The sequence below is a fragment of the Saezia sanguinis genome, from assembly GCF_003991585.1.
Classification (GTDB): domain Bacteria; phylum Pseudomonadota; class Gammaproteobacteria; order Burkholderiales; family Burkholderiaceae_C; genus Saezia; species Saezia sanguinis.
Map to the genome: position 1 here is coordinate 328,243 of NZ_PQSP01000001.1, position 21,768 is coordinate 350,010.

The following is a 21,768-nucleotide window of genomic DNA, read 5'->3' on the forward strand; positions in this document are numbered from 1 at the left end:
TGCACAAAAAGTTTACCGATATCAGCAAACAACACCAGAGATTGCTCTGGTTAAACCCACTGGAGGCCAGACAATTACAGATGGCATTCTTGAAATTGAGGCACAGGCCAGCGACATGGCAGGTGTTTCATATGTAGGATTTTATCTGGATGAAGAAAGTATTGGGAGCGCCTCTGAGGAGCCTTATGCCATTACATATAGCCGATCCTCGGTTGCCAATGGGCCTCATGCATTGAGTGCTGTTGTGATGAATGTGAATGGAAATATCAATCGTGATGCCCGTTCAATAGAGTTCATGGTACCTCCACAGATTCTTGAGCCGTTTTATTCGGAGGTTATCCGTCCTGAAGTTTCTGTACAGGGAACGGCCCGTCTGCCTGCTGCTGCACAGGTACAGTTGTATTTGAATGATGAGGCGGTTGGTACCCCCATCGTGACGCAGAGCAATGGTACTTTCAGCACAACCCTGGTCCTGCCTGAGGAGGGTGAATATACGCTGAGCGCGGATGCAACGTATGAGTTTGGCACTACGCCTAAGAGTACACCTCGTGCATTCGGACTGCATTTCACAACGCCTGTAGTGCATTGGATACGACCGGCAACCAATGCCACGCTGACCGAAGCAACACTGCTAGAAGTGCGTGTGTCTGACCAGGTGGATGTGACACAAATTGAATTGTTTGTGGACGATCAGCTTTTGACGACATGGGCGCAGCAGTCTGAAACCGATTATTACACCTATTTGTGGGATATTGCAGGCTTGGACAATGGCCGGCATGAACTCAAAGTGCGTGCAACCAACGAATATGGCAAGGTAGCAGAGCTAACACGCTCGGTGGTGGTACAGGCGTTTGTGCCACAGATTACCGCCCCGGTAAATGGTGCTTCAACAAACCAGGCTCAAATTACTGTTGAAGGGCTGGCATATCAGGGTGTTGCTGTGCAGGTGTATGCCAACGGTATTGCGCAAGGTGAGCGTGTGGTTGCTAATGCACAGGGGCATTTCAGCGTGCCTGTGGTCTTGCCCGCTGAAGGAAACTACAGCATTACTGCTGATGCGCAAACACCCAATGGCACCAGCGATTTGAGTGTGCCTGTGGAGGTGCGGTTTGCATTGCCGGTGCCACGTGCCGCGTTTGTAACGCCCGCGAATAATGCCGTTTTGTCTGCATCTACCATGATTGAAGTCAGCGCTGCTGATGCACTGGGCATTGACCGCGTTGAGTTTTATGCCGACGAGCATTTGCTGGGCACGGTGACACAGGCCCCTTATGCGTATGCATGGCCTGTGGAGCTGGATGACAATGGCACGCACACACTGATGGCGCGCGTGTATAACACCAGTGGCAAGCAGGTAAGCGTGGTGCGCCAGGTTCAGGTGGATGTACCTGAGCCTGTGCCACCCGTACCACCTACGCCTTACACCGGTGTGGTGCAGTCGGTAACGCCGGCGGTTTCTTATGGTGATGTCCCGGTGGAGATTGCAGGCCATGCAGTTAACCGTGCCAGTGGCCAGCCTGCAGCGCATACGCCGTTGAAGCTGGTGCTTACAGTGAAAGGGTTTGAGCGCCAGATCAATGTGGTGACTGATGCACAGGGGAATTTTACTTACGAGTTTGTGCCACAGGAGTCCGATGCAGGTGTTTATGGTGTAACAGCGGTGCATCCTGATGAGAGTGGTGTTAATTCGCAGGGCAGTTTTGATATTCGCCGTGTTCGCTTTGCATATAGTGGTTATAGTCTGACGGCTGCACGCAACTATGCTTCGCAGGTCAATGTGCGCGCAACAGTGTCTTCGGATACCACGGGCTTGCGCTGGGTAATTCGCGCGGAAGATCAGCCGAGTGGCAGTCTGCCAAACGGTATTCGCATTGATACGGGCAGCGGTATTGACATTGCTGCTGGCGGGTCTGCAGATGTTGGCTTTACTTTTACAGCAGACGATAGCGCAGGTGAGAGTGGTACGGTGATTCTGGCTGCCTTGGCCGATGATTCAGGCACACGTGTGCGTGCCCGCCTGCAATTGAATTACCGCCTGATCGCTGCTGCATCAGGCCTGTACCCTGAGCAAACTTACATTGAAACGGGAGTGCAGCAAGATAGCAGCGTTACCGAGCAACTTGTTATTGGTAACCGCGGTCTGGTGAGTGCGACCAATGTGCAGGTGGCATTAGTGGACGAGCAGGGCAATCCGGCGCCGCAGTGGGTGTTTGTTGCCGGCTCAACAGCACTGGGCGATGTGGCTGTAGGCGAATATGCCACCGTGGAAATTGTGGCACAGCCTGACGCCACCATAACTGATGGCATGTACCGCTTTAATTTGCTGATCCGTTCCGATAACGATGCCGGCGGCACGGTGCCGGTTGCTGTTGCTGTTGTGCAAAGCGGGCAGGGCGGCATGCGTTTTCAGGTAGAGGATATTTATACCGGCACTTTGGGTGAGGGCGGTCAGCCGGTTGCGGGCGTAGGCGGGGTGAGAATCAAGCTGCAAAACGAAGTGGTTCTCTCTGAGCAGTATATGTTGGTGACCGATGATGCCGGCATGGCGCTGATTGAAGAGCTGCCGCCAGGTGTTTACTCCTACCGTGCCAGTGTGGCCAACCATATGGACGTTAGCGGACGCCTGCGTATACGCCCGGGCGTCACGGGCAGCCAGTACATCTTTATGGACTACCAGCTGGTGAGTATCGAGTTCAGTGTGACTGAGACCACTATTCAGGATATATACGATGTCATACTCGAAGCTACCTTCAATACCCAGGTGCCCGCACCGGTTGTGTTGCTGGAACCATTGTCCATCAATATTGCCGGTATGCAGGCAGGTGAGGTACGCACGGGCGAGCTGACGCTGACCAACTATGGTTTGATAGAAGCACAAGAGGTGAACTTTCAGCCGGCGCAGTCTGATGCGCAGTTTCGGTACGAGTTTTTTGCCGACATTCCAGATACGTTGCCGCCTAAAACACGCATTGTGATTCCTTACCGGGTAACAGCGCTGGGTGGCAGTGTGCAGGGACGTTCTGCGGCTGTTCAAACGCAGGGTACTACGGCCTTGGGTCTTCAGAACTTTGTGGCTGCCAGCACGGCTGAAGCAGCAAGTGCTGCCGATTGCACCTCATATACGTACCCCTTTTATGTGGACTATCAGTATGAGTGTATTAACGGGCAATGGGTCAAAAGCGGAAACGGCGGCTACTTTATTTACCTGCAAGGGCAAAGCTGCAAGCCCACTTCTGTGAACTGGAGCACCTCTGGCTCTGGCGGTGGTGGTGGCGGCTGGATCAATGGTGGCTGGAGCGGCGCTACCGCTACTCCCATGGCTCCGGCATGTACGCCTAACGCACAGCAGGGTGTTTGTACCCCAGGCGGCGGCTCATTGCCTCCAGGGCTTGGCGGCAGTGGCAGCAGTATGGGTGGTGCAGGCAGCTTGGGCACGCCGCGCTGATAAAAAAGAGCTAATAAAGGTTGATAAGGGTACAGGCGAGCGGTACGACCTGTCCCTATGCCAACCCTTATATCAGCCCGGCAGCTTGCAAGCTACCAGACAGTAACAGACAGTGAATGGAACGTGGCAGATCAAGAGTGGGGATTATCCGAATGAAACAGATTGCAAAACAGATGATGAATACAAAATTCAACAAACAGACTCCAGCCTGCTTGGGCAGGGGCAGAAAAGCTGTTCCGCACCGGCTTAAAAAAGTAGTGCGTACCCTGGCCGCAGGGCTGGTAATGAGTGCGGCGCTGGTGGGCACAGGTACAGCACAGGCACAGTTTGTGCGCAGCGACTTTACCGCAACCGTCAAGCTGCCCAATGCCGAGTACATCGAAAGCACGGTGGACATGCGGGTGAAAGTGCTGGGCGGTGAAGTGGCGCTGGAGCGCACCTGGCGCAACGGCCGCTGGTACTTAAACTCCAGTTGGGCCAACCTGCGCTTTATCGCTGACCCGCTGGGTAGCAGTGTGCAGACCATTGACCGTGCCGGCACCCTGTATACCCGTAGCGGCACGACCGATGTGTACGCATTCAGCGACATACAGGCTTATATCCGCAAAACAGATACCGGCTGGCGCTGGTACGACCGTGACGGCAACTGGATTACCTATGACAGTGCAGGCCGTATGACGGGCTATGGCGACCACAATGGTGTGCAGGTGAGTTTTGAGCTGGACGGTGAGGGCCGCCGCGTGGGCGTAAAAGACCACCATGGCCAGACCATTTACACATTAAACTATGATGCCAATGAACGCCTCGTGCAGGCACAGGATGCCAATGGCCGCACCGTACTCTACACTTGGCAGGGCGACAGGCTATTGACCGTAACCGATGTGCTGGGCCATGAGTGGCATTACGGCTACGACGGCAACGGCCAGCTCAACCAGCGTACCGAACCTGATGGCGGCATAATCCGCATTGGTTATGCGAGCAGTGTGCCTGCGGCTGACCCGGCTATGGTCAGTGGTAAAAATGCAGCCGGTTTGCAGCAAAGCGCTGTGGCAAACACTGGCACACAAACGCAAGGAGAACAGGTTGCACGTGTAGGCACCTATACAGATAAAACCGGCGCAGTGACACTGTGGAACACTGACTATAACCGTGTGGTACGTGAATACGCCATTACCATGGAAGACCCGCTGGGTGTGCAGACCACATCACGCTATAACATTGAAGGTAAACTCATTTCACGCAGTGTGAACGGTGAGCTTCAGGTCACCATGGAGCGCGATGGTGACTACCAGACCAAAACCATAGACGCGCGCAGGCTGACCACCACCGTGCAGTACAACCGGGCCAACAACCCGCTTAAAATCATTCGGCCTGATGGTGCGGTAGAAACCTTTGAATACGATGATAACCTGAACAAACCCACGCGCTATACCGACGCATTGGGGCAGGTCACCATCTTTGCTTATGACAGCAATGGCAATTTGCTGCAAAGTGTGGAGGCCGCAGGCACGCCTGAGCAGCGCACAGGCGCCTGGGTGTATGACGCTTACGGCCAGCCTACTCAGTTTACCCTGAGGCAGGGGAATGACACCATTGAACTGCATCTGGCCTATGACCCAAACGGCAACGTCAGCACGCTGACAGACGGCAAAGGCTATAACTACCATTTTGGCTACAACACGCTGGGACAGCTTATCAGCGCCACCAACCCGCTTAACCACAGTTGGATGTATACCTACAACGCTGCGGGGCATCCGCTGAGCAGCACAGACCCGCTGGGGCATGTCACACGCTACGAAACGGATGCACTTGGGCGAGTTACCCAGGCCACAGATGCACGGGGCAACACCAGCACCTACACTTACGTGTTTAATGCTACCGGCACCACCATTACCCAGACCAACGCGCTGGGCCAAAGCGTCAGCTACCAATATGATATAACAGGCAAGCTGGTGAGCACTACGTTGCCTTCCGGTTTGACCAGCCGGGTTGCTTATGACAACCAGGGCCGCCTGCACCGCATGACTGATGCAGCAGGCAACGAAACGGCTATTGAATACGGCGCAGCAGGCAGCGGGCTGGACGGCATGGTGGTGGGGGTTATATACCCCACTTACCGCGAAACCTACAAATACAACGCGTTGGGCCTGCCCACACAGGTCAGCCAGGTATTGGGCACAGAACCCGGTACAGGCAACAATGCCACCGTACTCACCTACCGTACCGGTTACGATGCCATGGGGCAGACGGTGAGCATGACAGATGCCATGGGCCGCACTGCACAAACCGAATATGATGCACTGGGCAATCCGATTTTATACACAGACGTATTGGGCGGACAGACCCTGCAGGCCTGGAACCTGACGGGGCAGGTGACCCGGGTGACAGACGCCAACGGCAACACTCACCAGTTTGAGTACGATGCTAATGGCAACCTGACCCAGGAAACCATCCCCATGGGGCAGGCTACCCGCTATAGCTACGATGCGGCCAACCAGCTTACCCAGATGGTCGATGCAGCAGGCAATACCACTGCGTATGCTTATGATGCCGCAGGCAGACTGGTGCAGAAAAGTTACACTGTACTAGGCGAAGCGCAGCCACAGCAGGCCATCAGCTACCAGTACAATGAAGCAGACCAGTTGATTGAAGTGGTTCAAAGTGGCAGCACAAATAGCCACCATGTATATGCCCGTGACGAACTAGGGCGCATCACACAGGAGCAAATCACCTATGGGCAAGGTAGCGATGCTTTCACCCTGACGCTGGGTTACAGCTACACAGCAGATGGCGAACTGCAAAGACTCACCTACCCCGATGGCAGCGTACAAAGCCATGCTTATGAGAACGGCCAGCTTCAAACCGTCACCCTGCCCAACGAACTGTCCATGGTCTGGAATGGCTATGAATGGTTGAGACCGACACAGGTCAATTATCCTGGTACTGAACAGACCCTGAGCTACGACCCGCTGCAAAGAATGCAGAACATAGACATCCAAGCCGGCCAGAATACACTGATGAGCCGTGGTTATACCTATGATGCTGCGGGCAACATCATACAAAGACAAACAGAAGAAGGTGAGTTTACTTATGGTTATGATCAACTCGATCAGCTCATCCAGGCTGTGCCACCGCAAAATCTTCAAAATAAGTTACCGGTAGAAGGCTATGCATACGATGCAGTCCATAACCGCATCGGCAGCAGTCAGCAAGCTGGGGCATGGGAATACAACGCCAACAACCAGTTAATGCAATACGGCAGCGGGTCGGCACAGGTTAGCTACACCTATACAGAAACAGGGCATATTGCCACAGCAACCCAGGCCGGGCAGATCACCACATATCACTACGATGCCAGCGACAGACTGGTGAGCATCAGCAAAAACGGTGTGGAGATAGCCAGCTACCAGTATGACCCGTTTGGCAGGAGAATCAGCAAAACCGTCAATGGGCAGACAACATACTATTTGTATACAGACGAAGGGCTGATTGCGGAGATTGATGATCAGGGTAATATGCTTGTGGCTTATGGCTGGCAGCCAGGCAGCATGTACGGTACAGCACCGCTGTGGCAGGTTAACCTCAGTAGCAACAATCTGCAAACGGCGGAGTTCCATTACTTGCATACTGACCATTTGGGAACGGTGCAAATGGCGACCAATGGAAATGGCGAAATTACATGGAAAGCTCAAAGTGAAGCATTTGGCAGAACACTTCTAAATGAGCAAAATCAGATCACAATGAACCTGAGGTTCCCGGGGCAATATTTTGACCAGGAGACAGGCATACACTATAACTATTTCAGGGATTACAGCCCGCAAATAGGCCGGTATATTCAGAGGGATCCTATTGGGCTTAATGCAGGCGTGAATGTTTATTCTTACGTTTTAAATACACCTTTGAAATTTTATGATCCTGAAGGTAAACTTAATCCCGCAGCAGTAGTTGGGTGGGGTATTTCGGGGATATCTGGAGGCTATGCAGGTTATGTTGCAGGGCAAATGAATAATTCTGTAAACAGTAGCGTTGTTCCGACATATCCAGGTTTAGTTGCGTTGCCACGTGATAGAGAAGAAGCACAAAGATGGCAAGATAGAGAATATGCGCAGGGATGTCGAGATAGGACGGGAGCACTTGTCAATAGAAATACGTTGAGAGAAGCAAATAGAGTAACAGATATTGCTAGAGTAGTAGAAGGACAAATGGAAGCAATAGAAGATCAGAGAAGATATCATGATGAGTGCGATCAAAAAAATCCGTATCAACCAAAGACATGCGAGTGGGCTGTATTCAATTTAGCAAAGGCTGAAGCATGTTTGGAAGCTAGAAAGAGTTGGGTGGATAAATGGGTTGATTTCGATATTAGAAGAAAGGGGCATTTAAATTATCTTGAACAATTAAGGAGACAGATAAATAATGCCAGCAATCAAGTTCAGCAATTATGTAAATAAAGTTAATTATATTATGGAAAATGATTTGATTTTTAATCTAATTTATAATGAAGATATTCCTGGAATTGAATTATGGAGTAAATCAAATAATATAAATATTTATTCAGAAGATTATTTTGAAAGGACTCCTCTAATTTATGCAGTTAACATGGAAAAAAGTTTAATTGTTGAGTGGCTTTTGGAGCATGGAGCTGATATGTATTCAAGAAATATATTTGACGATACAGCTTTTCATTTAGCAGCAAAGAAGGGTTTAATTTTTATAGTGAAAAATTTTTGTAGACTTGGTTATGAAATAGATACTCTTGGTCAGGATGATATGACAGGGCTTAATTATGCAATTCAATGGGATCATGATGAGGTAGCTGCATATTTAATTAGTCAAGGCGCTTCATTAAGTATCCCAGATTCAGTATTTAAATTAAATGCAAAGGATAGGATAATTAAAAAGAATAAAATTTTTTTATTAGATTTTAAAAAATAAAAATGATGAAATACTAAATTTAAAGGAGAAATTACCAAGGAGGAGGCTAAAGTGGATTTTCAAGTTGGAGACCGTGTAAAAGTGCTTATTCTTCCAGAATGGTTGTTACAGGATTTACCGTTGAATGAACAAAAGGAACTGAGATCAGTTTAGTTTTAAATTTAAGAATAAATGATAGGCTCTATGTTTTAAACATAGAGCTATTTTTAATGTAGATTTACTAAAAATTTTATTGATTGAAGGAAATTAAATGTGCGTTTTTTTATATTGATTATTTTATTTTTGTATTCTATTTGTAATGCAGAAAACAGTGGCGATTATTATTATTATCGTATTTCTAGAGATAGTAATTTTATTATAATTTCTCCTAAAACTAACGGATTTGGTGTAAAAGATGTTATTTCTGATGCTGAATTTTGTAATGTCGATATCAATTTTCATTGTTTTTCATCTGGGGTTATGAAATTTGCTGTGCCACAGGGAAATATAGAGGTTAAAGAATGGGAATATAATGGGGAATTATATAAAATAGTTAACTATTACCATATAAATCATGGTTATGATTTATGGGTTATTGAAAAAACAACAAATTATAAAATGTGGTTTGTTTGGTCATCCTATTATGGATTAACGATGCTAGGTGAAGGAGATGCCGATAATCAGGTTGGAGGTGTTTATGTATTAGATGGTTTTTGTGGATTTGGTGCAAGTGGTGTTTGCGAATTTAATTAATAAATTGAACAAAATATATGTTAAGTAAAGTATATAAGAGTTAATATAAAACTGCAGTTTCACTAAAAAGTAATTTGATAGATATTTATGTGAACAGAAGATTTGATATTTAGGAATCAACTAAGAAAAGCATTTCTAAAGGAGTATGATCGACTTTATTATTTTTGTTATTGGATTTTTTTGAGGTGCTTTCCATTTTTTGCTAATCATAATAATTTGTGCACTACTTTATTTCTTGCTTTAAATTTATGTAAATTGAAACACTATTGAAATAAAAATAGATAAAAATTAATAAGCAATGCCATTTTGAGATTAACGTGCTGTGTTGATTGCTGTGAGAAGCAAATTGACGGCACGTTATTTTCAATCTGAATAACAATAAAATCAGTTATATCCTACAGGTGATTGCACCCCACAGACAGGCAGATGCATGTAGAGAGATCCGATTGGACTTAATGCAGGTATCAATGATATAAGTATGTAATGGGAAATCTGCTAATTTATTTTAACTTTCTTGGTTTGTTTGTGCTGAGAACACTGCAAAGGATGTCAATTTTTCAAATACCTGCAAACAATATTCCTTCATTTGTGCAAAGAGCAAGTATGGCGATATCCTTTTGAGCAGTAAGAACTTCTGTTTTTGTTGACACGTTCATCTTGCTAACCAAGGAGAAATGATGTTATTGATTTCAGGGATAGATCCTTCCAACATAGGGCCGAGTGAAATATCACGCATTGCAAAAGCTTGGATTGAACGGTACGAAAAAATAAATCTTGATGATGAAAAGCCTATGATTCTTCCGGCTGACACCAATCCTTGGGGGGACGCTGCTATGTTTGACCTGGTCAACTATTTCCCAGGAAAGGCATTTTTAGTTATTGATGAGGTTCTTTTGCAGACAGATCATGAAGCTGTTTTATGTAATCTGGCGGCAGGACCCTTAGAAAGCCTGTTAGCGAAATATGGGGAGGCGGTTATGCCACAGATTGAATACAGAGCCAAAAACAGCGGCAAGTTCAGAGGCCTGTTTTCGTGGATGTATCAGGTTACTTCTGATGAGCTTTGGGAGCAAATTGTGGCTTTAGTTAATATTGATAGGTAAGCTTTCTGGATGGATCGCATTCTGTTCAAGCCCTTTAAAATGGGTTACCGGTAGAAAGCTATGCATACGATGCAGTCCGCAACTCTATCAGCAGGCTAATCTGAGTAATAACAATTTTCAAACAACTAAGTTTGCCTTGGTACTTAAAAAGGTATTGTCAATGTAGCTGTACAAAAAAATAAAAGAAGCAGAATGAAAAAAATGTTTGAAATTGTTAAAGTTTTTGATGTTGAACGGATCTTATTACCGCTCGTGAATGGTGATTGTGACGAACTGAATTATCGACTAGAGGTGATGCGTGAAGTGGGCTCAGATAAATTTTCAGGAAAAGTTTATCGAATAGAATTTTATAGAGTTCAGCCGACATTTCCTCAGAAAAATGGAGTTCCTGAACACGTATGCGATGAGAGATTTTTTGTGGAAGATGCGTTTTATTCTCCAGAGCTTCTTCAAGGTAATTCAGAGTTAGAAGTAGTTGAGCAATTTCAGGAGGCACTTAAAAATTATCTAGAGTATTCTCTGGGATATCCAACCCATCAAGAATAAATTCAGAGTAAAATTTTTTAATGAATATGTAGAGAGAAGTAATATCATATTTCATGAAGCTGATAATATGAAATAATCCTTAAAATGGGAATATAAATATTGGGGCAAAATTAATGAAAACTTATCCAGAGTATGATCCGCAAATTGGGCAAATGGTTGCTTTTGAAATTGATAGTATAGATAATAGCCATATAATTTTACCAAAAATAATAAAAATTCTAAAACAAAATCCAAATGTTAGTAAAGTTCGTAGAACAGGTTTTTTTTCGAGATACTTTGATATTCTTGTTAGGTTTAATTATTATGAAAAACCATTTGTTGTGTGGCAAGAGCCGGGAGGTCTTCCTTTTTATTGGATTGGTCCATATAATAATGAAGATTCAATCAGTATTCAAGATTTGGAGGAGCTATTCAAAAAAACAAATATAAGTATATATTATTTTTTATATAATATAATATTGGCAATTTTTTTAATTTTTGCTTTTGTATTCATAATAAAAGAAATTTTTATTAATTTATGATTATTATGTTTTAATTATAAAATTTTTAAATAATAATTAATGATATTATTATTTTCAAATGATTGAAATTGTATTATTTTATGGATGAGAATAATCAAATTATTGATTGTTGTGAATAGATGCGTTGATGTCAGATTCTTATTTTGTTATATCTCTTAGAATTAAAAGTTATAAGACAGATCCCACTGAGATTTGTGATTCCTTGAAATTGAGACCAAAGATCATGAATAAAATCAATGATCTTAGAGTCGATAATAAAGGAACTTTATTAGGCGGAGTTTATGAATATAGCTCCTTTATTTCTAGAGTTTGTGAAAAAAAGGACTTTAAACAGTTTGAAGAAGCTGTAAAAAAATTGTTGAATGAATTCTCAGAACATAAAGAACTATTTCAAAATATTCGTCAAGAGGGTGGCAGTTCAGAGTTTTTTATTGGTTGGTTCACTGGTTTTAATTCAGGATTTATTTTAGACTATTCTTTATTAAAACAAATGGGAGAATTGGGTATTGATTTAAATTTTGATATTTATGGTGAGGATTAAAGAAATGTTTTGAAGTTTTATATTTATAATAATTTGAAAATAGAAATAAAAATCGTTTCTTATAATTTCAGGGGGTATGACTGTGTGTGGTTATACCCCTTGAGTGTTTGGAGCATCAATGACTTAGACCATAATTACACTAGCAGAGCATTGCTGTCTGCATATCAACACCTAGGTATGGTGCAGGTGGTAACCGATGGAAATGGAGAAATTACCTGGAAAGCTCAGAGTGAAGTATTTGGTAAAACGCTACCCAACAACCAGAACCAGATCATAATGAATCTGAAGTGCCTGAGACAATACTATAGTGTTGAGTTGATGAAGGAAAGACAGGGAGATAAATTGTTGTTCTGGTTTTGGAACAAGATACGATGAAAATCTAAACTCAAAGTGGTTAAGTGCTATTTATAAGAAAACATGAACTATCGGGCGTGAGTGAGTGGATTCAAAGGCGTTGCTTACATATCTATCTGCGATTGGGTACAGGCGCTGCCATTGCCCAGTGTTTACCTAAATAAACAAAAAACCATACTTGACAAGTTTGCTGCTTCTGTTATTATTTCAATAATAGTTGAAATATAAGAATGTTAAAAATGAATACCATTGACGCTGCAAAATACTTTGAATGCATCTCTTCGCCTGTGCGACTGAGTGTCTTTATCCTGTTGATCCGTCACGGATCGGAAGGGCTGGTTGCCGGTGAAATTGCCAATACATTAGACATTCCGGCTTCTAATCTGTCATTCCACCTTAAGGCCCTGACTCACTGCCAACTGATCTCGGTTGAACAGGAGGGCCGCTTTTTACGGTACAGGGCAAATTTACCTTTGATGAAGGAGTTGGCAGGCTTTCTGACTGAACAATGCTGCATCGACCAGAGCAGCAAAAATACTTCTTGCAAAAAGGGTAAAAAGTAATGCGGCATGTCCTTTTTTTATGTACAGGCAATTCATGTCGCTCAATTCTGGCAGAGGCAGTTTTTAACCATATGGCACCGCAAAACTGGAGGGCGGTCAGTGCAGGCAGCTATCCTGCAGGTTATGTACACCCAGGTACCATTGCTGTACTGCAACGGCATCACATTGATATAAAAGGCTTAAGTAGCAAATCATGGGATGAATTGGAAACAACTCCGGACATTGTCATTACGGTTTGCGCTTCTGCTGCGGGCGAAACCTGTCCGGCCTACCTGGGTAAAGCTCTTGGGGGGCATTGGGGGTTGAATGATCCGGCGAAAGCAACGGGCAGCGAAGAGGAGGTTATCGCTGTGTTTGAAGAGACTTTCAGCCAGCTTGATCAAGGAATCACTTTTTTCCTGCAACATCCTATTAACGAACTGTCAGATGAAGAATTGCAGCATCTGATAGATATTGCTGGGCAGCGTTTTTTTAAACTTTAAAATTTCAATAGTTAAAGGAGTAATGAAATGATAAAAGTCCAGGTATTCGATCCCGCCTTATGCTGCAGCACAGGTGTTTGCGGCACCGAAGTCGATCCGGCGCTGGTGAATTTTGCCGCTGATGTGGATTGGGCCAAAAAGCAGGGACTGACCATTGAACGCTTCAACCTTTCACAACAGCCAATGGCTTTTGCCCAGAATGAACTGGTGAAGAAGTTTCTTGAAAGATCAGGTGCCGGTTCATTGCCGTTGATTCTCATTGATGGTGAGGTTGCACTGGCCGGGCGTTACCCGTCACGAAAAGAACTGGCGCATTGGGCAAAAATCGAATTCAGCGAACCTGACACAGCGAAAAGCTGTTGCGGAGGTAAAAAATCAGGCTGCTGCTAATTTGGTTGGAGGCGGTTTAACGCCAGCAACGCTCAAAAACTAACGTATTAAATCAAGGTGCTTACGATGAAATTCCTGGCGCATATCTCTCCTTTTGTTTTTTTTACCGGAAAAGGCGGTGTTGGTAAAACCTCTCTGGCTTGTGCCACAGCAATTGAGCTCGCCAACCAGGGCAAACGCACGTTGTTGGTCAGCACCGACCCCGCTTCCAATGTCGGGCAGGTGTTTGAACAATCCATTGGCCCGGTTATTCGGCCCATTGCTGCCGTTGCCAACCTTTCAGCGATTGAGCTTGATCCTCAAGCGGCGGCGGAGCAGTACAGAAAACGCATTGTCGATCCTGTCAAAGGCATTCTGCCTGATGATGTGGTCGCTGGTATCGAGGAACAGCTTTCAGGTGCCTGTACAACCGAAATTGCGGCTTTTGACGAATTCACCGGTTTGCTGACCAATCAGGAATTATTGGCGCAATTTGACCATATTGTTTTTGACACTGCTCCCACAGGCCATACCATTCGTATGCTGCAATTGCCAGGCGCGTGGAGTGAATTCATCTCGCATAACCCCGAAGGCAGTTCCTGCCTGGGTCCGTTAGCCGGGTTGGAAAAACAAAAGGAACAATACCAGAATGCCGTTAATGCCTTGGCCGATGGCAACCAAACCCGGCTGGTACTGGTTGCCAGAGCACAGAAAAGCGCTTTGCTTGAAGTCGCCCGCACCTATGAAGAACTGGCTGCACTCGGCATACATAACCAGTATCTGGTGATCAATGGTGTGCTGGATGAACAGGATGTTGCCGATGATGCGCTGGCTCAAGCCATTTATAGCCGTGAGCAGGCTGCCATTAAATCGATGCCCGACCAGCTTAAACAGCTTCCGACAGACAGGTTGCCGCTGAAGCCTTTTAATCTGGTTGGTGTGGAAGCGCTGAGCCATTTGTTTGACAGCACAACAACGTTACAGACAAAAGCCAACCCGAAAGATGTCTCTATGCCTGATGTGCCTACACTGGCACAACTTCTTAAAGCACTGGAAACTCAGCAGCACGGGCTGGTCATGCTGATGGGCAAGGGCGGCGTCGGCAAAACCACTTTGGCGGCTGCTATTGCTGTTCATCTCGCGCAGAGAGGGTTGGATGTTCATTTATCTACTTCCGACCCGGCGGCACATCTGGCCAATACCCTTGACCAGCAATTACCGAACCTGACGGTCAGCCGTATTGACCCCAAAGAGGAAACCGAGCGTTATCGCCAGCATGTTCTGGAAACCACTGGCAAGAACATGAGCGAGCAGGATCGGCTGGTGCTGGAAGAGGATTTGAGGTCTCCTTGCACCGAGGAAATCGCGGTGTTTCAGGCGTTCTCCCGCATCATCCGCGAAGCGGGCAGGAAAATCGTCGTCATGGATACTGCCCCTACAGGGCACACCTTGCTGCTGCTGGATGCGACAGGCGCTTATCACCGTGAAGTCTCCCGGCAGATGGCGAAGAGCCAGACACACTTCACGACCCCGATGATGCGTCTGCAAGACCCGGATTACACCAAAGTCATCATCACAACGCTGGCTGAAACCACGCCGGTTCTGGAAGCTGCCCACTTGCAGGATGACCTGCGGCGCGCTGGCATTGAGCCATGGGTATGGGTGATCAACAACAGCGTGGCGGCGGCGCATACACAATCGCCTTTATTACAGTTGCGGGCACAAAGTGAACTGCCGCAAATACGAAAAGTTATTTCCAAATGCGCCCGGCGTTTTGCAGTGGTTCCATTGCGGGCACAGGAACCCGTTGGAATAGAAGCACTGGCCCGATTAGCCAATGCATAAAGCAAAGTATGAGCTGAAAAACAGCCTCTGCATGAAGGTGAAATAACCATGAGTTGCCCGACAAACACACCCGCCAAACGGCTTTCATTTCTGGACAGATACCTGACGCTGTGGATTTTTGCCGCCATGGCGTTGGGCATTATGTTGGGAACCGTTTTTACCTCGTTGCCTGAAACGCTCAATTCGCTGTCGGTGGGCTCCACCAACATCCCGATTGCGATTGGCCTGATTCTCATGATGTACCCGCCGTTAGCCAAGGTACGCTATGAGGAGCTGCCCAAGGTGTTTGCTGACAAAAAGATTCTGACCCTTTCGTTGATACAAAACTGGATCATTGGGCCGGCACTGATGTTTATTCTGGCCGTGATCTTTTTAAGAGACTATCCCGAATACATGACAGGCGTTATCCTGATTGGCCTGGCTCGCTGTATTGCGATGGTGCTGGTGTGGAACCAGTTGGCTGATGGTGACAACCAGTATGTTGCCGCACTGGTTGCCTTTAACTCTATTTTTCAGATTCTTTTTTTTAGCGTCTTTGCGTGGTTCTACCTATCTTACCTGCCACCCTTATTCGGGCTGGCCGGAAGTGTCATCAATGTCAGCTTTGGCACGGTGGCCGAGGCAGTTCTTATTTATCTGGGCATTCCGTTTGTGGCAGGCTTCTTGACCCGTTACTTCTTGCGTAAAACCAAGGGCGATGAGTGGTATCAAAACCGCTTTCTGCCCAAAATCAGCCCGATCACGCTCGTTGCCTTGTTATTTACGATTGTGGCAATGTTCAGCCTGAAGGGTAATGAAGTGGTGAGGTTACCGCTGGATGCCTTGCGCATTGCTGTGCCACTGGTGTTTTACTTTGTCATCATGTTTGCCCTGAGTTTTTTCATGGGTAAAGTTGCCAAGGAAAACTACCCCAAAACCACAGCGATGGCGTTTACCGCTGCCAGCAATAATTTTGAACTGGCAATTGCTGTAGCCATTGTGGCGTTCGGGCTGGCATCTCCAGTTGCTTTTGCTGCGGTGATTGGTCCGCTGGTGGAAGTGCCTGTATTAATCCTGTTGGTGAACGTGGCTTTATGGATCAGGGAAAATATTTTTAACCTGACTAAACAAAAAGGCTGAACCGTAAGTTATGGGTTCATTCTTTTATACTGAAAAATTAACTATCCGGTTTTTGCGGATACAGTACAAAGCCGCGCGTAAATGTTACATGATAATCTGAATGATCTCATTGCCTTTATGGTTGTTGCGCAAGAGCGCAGTTTTACGCGTGCAGCAGCCAAAATGGGCGTATCGCCTTCTGCGCTAAGCCATACGATGCGTAATCTGGAAGAGCGTATGAAGCTGCGGCTGCTTACGCGGACCACTCGCAGTGTATCGGCAACCGAAGCTGGCGAATATGTATTGGAAAATATCCAGCCATTGATTGAAGAGATGCAAAACAGGCTCGCGGTTCTGAGCGAGTTTAAAAATGTGCCATCCGGCACAATTCGAATCAATGCGGCTGAGCATGCAGTCAATACCATTCTGCTGCCAAAGCTGACCAAGTTTTTGCCTCAGTATCCTGACATCAAAGTGGAGGTGGCAATCAATTATGGCCTTATTGATATCGTAGAACAAAAATTTGATGCCGGGGTCCGTCTTGGAGAGAATCTGGACAATGACATGATTGCAGTACGCATCGGCCCCGATATGCGTATGGCTGTGGTGGCAACGCCTGCATACTTTCAACAATATGCCCGGCCTGAAATCCCGCAGGATTTGGCCCGGCACAACTGCATTAACCTGCGCTTGCCCCGGTACGATAACCTGTATGCCTGGGAGTTTGAAAAAGAAGGACGCCAGCTGAAAGTGCAGGTTCATGGGCAGCTTATTTTTAACCAGACCAGCCAGCGCCTTGATGCTGCATTGGCAGGTGCAGGTATTGCTTATGTGCCGGAAGACCTGGTGCGCGGTCATATCAAGCATGGCAGGCTGGTTCGTGTGCTTGAAGACTGGTGCGAGCCGTTTACCGGTTACCATCTGTATTATCCCAACCGCAGGCAGCCTTCTAAAGCTTTCAGCTTGTTGCTCGATGCATTGAGGTATGCGCCTGGAAAAGAAGGCTGAACTGCTGATGTTCAGGAGCGGAAATGCTCAATAAAATGAAGGCTTGTTCCAGTCTGTATCCGGTTCGCTGACACCAACGCTGGCACGGATGAACCGGTCGCTATCATCTTGAATGATGTCAACAATCAGTTGAGCAACAGCCTGCCTGGTGACTTGCGCGCCGACAAAAGGCTCCCCTTTGAAGGTAAGCATATACCTGTCGTTGTCATTCTGGTTGTATAACCAGGTCAGACGCAGCAGGGTGTAGGCCAGCGAAGACTGTTCCAAGACTGCGGCCGATTCTTTTTGTTTTTGAATGCCACGTTTGCCAACCATTTTTTCATTCCATTGCCCAAATGCACCTGGTACCTCATCATGAATACCCAGAATGGATGCGGCAATGACTCTTTTGACTCCGCTGCGCTCCATGGCACTTGCAATGGCTGAGGTGGCTGTTTTATCGCCCATGTCGTTGATATAAACCAGGTCAACTCCGCGCATGACTTTGATCAGAGTTTCTGTGTCATGAAAGTCACCGTCCACCAGCTTTTCTCTGGCCGGGGCCAATACTTTCAGCCTGTGGTGCGCGTTGCGGGCATATAGCACCAGGTAAGCGTCTGTTTGCCTGAGCAGCTTTGCTTCCAGCAGTCTGGCAACCTGGCCTGCTGCGCCAAGTATCAGAATATTCATATGCATGGTCTTTATCGATACTGGTTAGAGGGCAGGGAGAAGCAGCGCTTCACGCTTGCCGGTATCTGCCGGCATGCCGTGGCTGCTTTTCCATTGTCTTAATACATTACAGATTTTCACTGAAAAACTGAGTCAGTTTGGTTACGGCCTGATCCACATATTCTGGTACCCAATAGGTTTCAATATGGGTGGCATTCGGGATGAGGAACAGTTCCTTGTTCTGTGTGCCTGTTGCGCCGTTAAATGCTTTTTCGGTCATGTACAGTGAATCGGCTTTGCTGCCAGCTATCATCAACAAGGGCTGATTGATCAGATCCATGTGACTTGTGGCATCAAAGCGCATTAATTCCAGCAGGCTGCTCATGGTGTACCTGAAGGTTGAGTTCGGGTGCGCATGCGTTTTGCCGTAGTATTCAAACCCCTGGCGGTACAGGTCATACGGCAGCGCGGCGATTTGCGCATCCGTCAGTTGTGCATCGCCTGTATAGATGGTTTCTCCACCGGCAGCTTCCTGTGCTCTGGCTTCGGTTGCCTGTGCCAAGCGTTCCTGTATGGTGGAGAGTTGCGAATCCATATAGCCGTTGCGCCTGACCAGGCCTGAATCAAACATGCTTAATGTGGCTACCGACTGGAAACGCTTGTCCGTCTGCGCTGCTTTCAAGGCATAACCGCCGCCACCGCAAATACCAAGCAAGCCAAGGCGGCCGGTATCGACGCCCGGATACTGCGTGATATAGTCTGCCATGGCATGTATATCCTCAATCCGGTTAGCGGGTTTATCTACATTGCGTGGCTCGCCACCGCTGGCGCCCTGATAAGCGGCATCCGCCGTAATGGTGATATATCCACGCTCTGCCAGCTGCTGGGCATACAACCCGGCAACCTGTTCTTTCACGCCACCATTCGGGTGTGCAATGACGATTGCAGGGTACTGCTGACTGGGGTCATAGTGTGCCGGTGTGTAAACATTGGCAGCAATAGTCAATCCGTTCAGTCGGTAAGTTACAGGATGAATGTTGACCTGGCCGGCTATATTTTGGGTAATTGCACCTTCGTAGGCCAATGTGAACGGGTTTTGCCTGTAGTCAGCGGCCATAGCGCTACTTGCCAATACCGTTGTTATCAAGGCTGCCAGATAAGTTTTTTTGATCATTCTTCATTCCTTTCATTCGGAGACGCATCAACGCATTGCCCGCTGATACTGTTATTCGGTTTTACTTACGTATTGAATTTCATTTCCTTTTTAATCCAGGCCTTTTTCACGCAGCCATTTGGAGAGCAGGTCGGCTATTTCAACATTATTCAAATCGGAGAACGGAAAATGTGTATTGCCTGTGATACCTATCTCCGGTAAATGCACGACAGTGGCATCACCCCCATGCCGGTTAACGGTGTCAGCCCACAGCCTTGCCATGGCCAGCCGTGTGCGCCATTGGTCCTGGCCAGGCACGTTGGATGGCTGCTCAGGGATATAGTCCCCGTAATAAATGACAATGGGAATCCGGGTCAACTTCATAAAGTCGGATAGCGGGATGCCAATCGCTTCCAGCGTATCGGCAGAACTGGTCATGGGTGGCGGAACTTCTCCCAGTGGGAAAACAAAATTGCTTCCAGGTTCATATGCAACCACAGCGCGGACATTGGAGTTCTTGATGGCGGTATACCATCCCGGCCCACCGCCTTGAGAATGGGTCACCAGAATTCCCGGGCCGGCTTTGTCAAACAGTGCTGACAGGGCATCGGAGATGACATCAAGGTCAAAAGGGCCGGTGTTTGGGGTCATCTGGCGAAAATACTGGTTCAGGCTTTCAGCATCCTGCGGAAACTGCACACCGGGGAAATAATCTGGCCATGTGCCCACTCTGAAGTTGCCATACCAGTACTGGTCATCAGGTGTAGCCTGTACTGTCAAGGTTTGTGTGCTGCGCCCCGCATTGCCTCTGCGGGGTTGATCAACCAGATAAACACCAAAACCACGCCTGAGGAAAATATTTTGAAATCCTTCCCGGCCATCGGGTGTGCTTTCCCACGTTTTGGAGAACTGCCCGGCACCATGCAGAAAAATCAGGGGGTATGGACGTGCATCCACAGGCAACTGGTAAAAGACGTAGGCATGGTCTCCATGCAGCGTTTGTCCGGCAGGAGACGGTTGAAGCGGATTATATGTGCCCGGGTTTTGTATCATGGTTCCGCCAACGGCAAAACTGCCTTGCGCTTGTATCATGAGCGGGGCGGCATGAAGGCTTTGTGCATGAACGCTGACGGTTGCCAACAGGGCGGTTGACAACAGCAGAGAAAGGAGTGATTTTTGAGCATGGTATTTCATCAGATGTTTTTCCTCTCAGGCGTTTAACAGCTTGTTGAGCAGATGTTTGCAGAAAAGCATTGGTTAATATTTTGACTGTAACAAATAAGAACAGGCCTGATTAGTGGGCTGAATGCGAATGGACTCGTGAAAATATTTCATCAGTGACAGCGTGTACTGTGAAAATTTGAAACACAATTAAAAGCATGCATCATTGACGCAATATCACTGGAGTCACCATGTTTTTATTTGACAATACAATGAATTGACTTAAGCCAGAGGAGAGAAAAATGTTTGAATTGACGCGTCAGGTAGCCCTGGTGACAGGAAGCGCTAACGGTATTGGCAAAGGAATTGCAGAGGTTCTTGCACAAGCAGGGGCTCAGGTGGTGATCGCTGATATTGACCAGGTCAATGGACAGAAAGCAGCCAAAGAGCTTAATGGGGTGTTTCTGAAAATGGATGTCACAGACCACGACAATGTGCAGTCCGTGATGAATGAGGTGGAAAAACAGTTTGGGCGTTTGGATATTTTGTGTTCCAACACAGGCATTTTTCCACAGGCCATGCTTGAAAACATGACAGAAGCCGACTGGGATCAAATGCATACCATCAATTTGAAGGGCATGTTTTTTGTGGTTCAGGCAGGGTTGAATCTGATGAAAAAACAAAAATACGGCAGGGTGATCATCACGTCTTCCATTACCGGGCCGGTTACCGGCTTTCCCGGCTGGAGCCATTATGGCGCCACGAAAGCCGGGCAGCTCGGGTTTATGCGCTCTGTTGCATTGGAATACGCTCGCCACGGCATCACCGTCAATGCGGTTCAGCCAGGCAATATTCTGACAGAAGGTTTAAAGGCGCAGGGCGAAACCTATCTGAACCAGCAGCGGGCGATTATTCCTACGCATACTTTAGGCGAGCCAAAAGATATTGGCTATGCCGTATGCTTTCTGGCCTCCAGGGAGGCGAGCTTTGTCACCGGGCAGACGATCATCATTGACGGCGGGCAGATTCTGCCCGAATCGCCTGAGGCTTTGCTGTAATCGTCATCCTGTGCACTGAATTCTGATGCACCCCCTGCAGGGGGTGTACAGGAGGTAAGGGCAGTGGGTAGTACAGTACGTATGAGTATGCGATCTGTGACGCATATGCGGGGCTGCTGTTGCATAAACCTGACGGGTTGAAATATTTCAATTTGCCCCTAAATGCAGTATCAATGTGCGCTTTTCATTTACCCGGATGGCCTGTT

The 21,768-nt window shown here is 47.1% G+C and carries 18 protein-coding genes; 15 read left to right on the forward strand and 3 right to left on the reverse strand.

Annotated features, from left to right (window positions below):
* Window positions 1-46 precede the first annotated feature (46 nt).
* From CUZ56_RS01525 to CUZ56_RS01590, 14 genes are all read left to right on the forward strand, one after another.
* Entirely contained in the window at window positions 47-3,445 is a 3,399-nt protein-coding gene (locus tag CUZ56_RS01525; RefSeq protein ID WP_275427132.1) for an Ig-like domain-containing protein, read from the forward strand.
* Between the two features lie 152 nt (window positions 3,446-3,597).
* Window positions 3,598-7,896 (forward strand): RHS repeat-associated core domain-containing protein, encoded by a 4,299-nt coding sequence (locus CUZ56_RS01530; RefSeq protein ID WP_162615219.1) that lies wholly within the window; start codon window positions 3,598-3,600, stop codon window positions 7,894-7,896.
* Between the two features lie 13 nt (window positions 7,897-7,909).
* The gene (locus CUZ56_RS01535; protein ID WP_162615220.1) at window positions 7,910-8,380 is read left to right on the forward strand and encodes an ankyrin repeat domain-containing protein; all 471 of its coding nucleotides are present in this window, start codon (window positions 7,910-7,912) and stop codon (window positions 8,378-8,380) included.
* Between the two features lie 252 nt (window positions 8,381-8,632).
* The gene (locus tag CUZ56_RS01540; RefSeq protein ID WP_126977557.1) at window positions 8,633-9,112 is read left to right on the forward strand and encodes a hypothetical protein; all 480 of its coding nucleotides are present in this window, start codon (window positions 8,633-8,635) and stop codon (window positions 9,110-9,112) included.
* 674 nt (window positions 9,113-9,786) lie between these two features.
* Window positions 9,787-10,215, forward strand: a complete 429-nt coding sequence (locus tag CUZ56_RS01545) for a DUF6869 domain-containing protein (protein ID WP_126977559.1) — start codon at window positions 9,787-9,789, stop codon at window positions 10,213-10,215.
* A gap of 192 nt (window positions 10,216-10,407) precedes the next feature.
* Window positions 10,408-10,761 carry a hypothetical protein gene (locus CUZ56_RS01550; RefSeq protein ID WP_126977561.1) on the forward strand — a complete coding sequence of 118 codons (354 nt, stop codon included), beginning with the start codon at window positions 10,408-10,410 and terminating at the stop codon, window positions 10,759-10,761.
* A gap of 113 nt (window positions 10,762-10,874) precedes the next feature.
* Window positions 10,875-11,282 (forward strand): hypothetical protein, encoded by a 408-nt coding sequence (locus CUZ56_RS01555; protein ID WP_126977563.1) that lies wholly within the window; start codon window positions 10,875-10,877, stop codon window positions 11,280-11,282.
* Window positions 11,283-11,409: 127 nt separating this feature from the next.
* Entirely contained in the window at window positions 11,410-11,823 is a 414-nt protein-coding gene (locus CUZ56_RS01560; protein ID WP_126977564.1) for a DUF4279 domain-containing protein, read from the forward strand.
* A 593-nt stretch (window positions 11,824-12,416) separates the two neighbouring features.
* The gene (locus CUZ56_RS01565; protein ID WP_126977566.1) at window positions 12,417-12,740 is read left to right on the forward strand and encodes an ArsR/SmtB family transcription factor; all 324 of its coding nucleotides are present in this window, start codon (window positions 12,417-12,419) and stop codon (window positions 12,738-12,740) included.
* Window positions 12,740-13,222: an arsenate reductase ArsC gene (locus CUZ56_RS01570; RefSeq protein WP_126977568.1), complete on the forward strand. Its 483-nt coding sequence runs from the start codon at window positions 12,740-12,742 to the stop codon at window positions 13,220-13,222. The genes CUZ56_RS01565 and CUZ56_RS01570 overlap by 1 nt, the downstream gene beginning before the upstream one ends.
* 27 nt (window positions 13,223-13,249) lie before the next feature.
* A complete protein-coding gene (gene arsD / locus CUZ56_RS01575) occupies window positions 13,250-13,612 on the forward strand; it encodes an arsenite efflux transporter metallochaperone ArsD (RefSeq protein WP_126977570.1) in 363 nt (120 codons plus the stop codon).
* A gap of 66 nt (window positions 13,613-13,678) precedes the next feature.
* Complete coding sequence (arsA, locus tag CUZ56_RS01580; protein ID WP_126977572.1) at window positions 13,679-15,436, forward strand: arsenical pump-driving ATPase; 1,758 nt, start codon at window positions 13,679-13,681, stop codon at window positions 15,434-15,436.
* A gap of 48 nt (window positions 15,437-15,484) precedes the next feature.
* Window positions 15,485-16,555, forward strand: coding sequence for an ACR3 family arsenite efflux transporter (gene arsB, locus CUZ56_RS01585; protein ID WP_126977574.1), 1,071 nt, complete (start codon window positions 15,485-15,487; stop codon window positions 16,553-16,555).
* Between the two features lie 81 nt (window positions 16,556-16,636).
* The gene (locus tag CUZ56_RS01590) at window positions 16,637-17,542 is read left to right on the forward strand and encodes a LysR family transcriptional regulator (protein ID WP_126977576.1); all 906 of its coding nucleotides are present in this window, start codon (window positions 16,637-16,639) and stop codon (window positions 17,540-17,542) included.
* Between the two features lie 27 nt (window positions 17,543-17,569).
* Here CUZ56_RS01590 and CUZ56_RS01595 read toward each other — a convergent pair whose 3' ends face one another.
* From CUZ56_RS01595 to CUZ56_RS01605, 3 genes are all read right to left on the reverse strand, one after another.
* Complete coding sequence (locus CUZ56_RS01595; protein ID WP_126977578.1) at window positions 17,570-18,211, reverse strand: NAD(P)H-binding protein; 642 nt, start codon at window positions 18,209-18,211, stop codon at window positions 17,570-17,572.
* Between the two features lie 106 nt (window positions 18,212-18,317).
* Window positions 18,318-19,364: an alpha/beta hydrolase gene (locus tag CUZ56_RS01600; protein WP_126977580.1), complete on the reverse strand. Its 1,047-nt coding sequence runs from the start codon at window positions 19,362-19,364 to the stop codon at window positions 18,318-18,320.
* 90 nt (window positions 19,365-19,454) lie between these two features.
* A complete protein-coding gene (locus CUZ56_RS01605; RefSeq protein ID WP_126977582.1) occupies window positions 19,455-20,537 on the reverse strand; it encodes an alpha/beta hydrolase in 1,083 nt (360 codons plus the stop codon).
* Window positions 20,538-20,806: 269 nt separating this feature from the next.
* Between CUZ56_RS01605 and fabG the strand changes: the two genes are divergently transcribed.
* Window positions 20,807-21,562 carry a 3-oxoacyl-ACP reductase FabG gene (gene fabG, locus CUZ56_RS01610; RefSeq protein ID WP_126977584.1) on the forward strand — a complete coding sequence of 252 codons (756 nt, stop codon included), beginning with the start codon at window positions 20,807-20,809 and terminating at the stop codon, window positions 21,560-21,562.
* The last annotated feature ends 206 nt before the right edge of the window (window positions 21,563-21,768 follow it).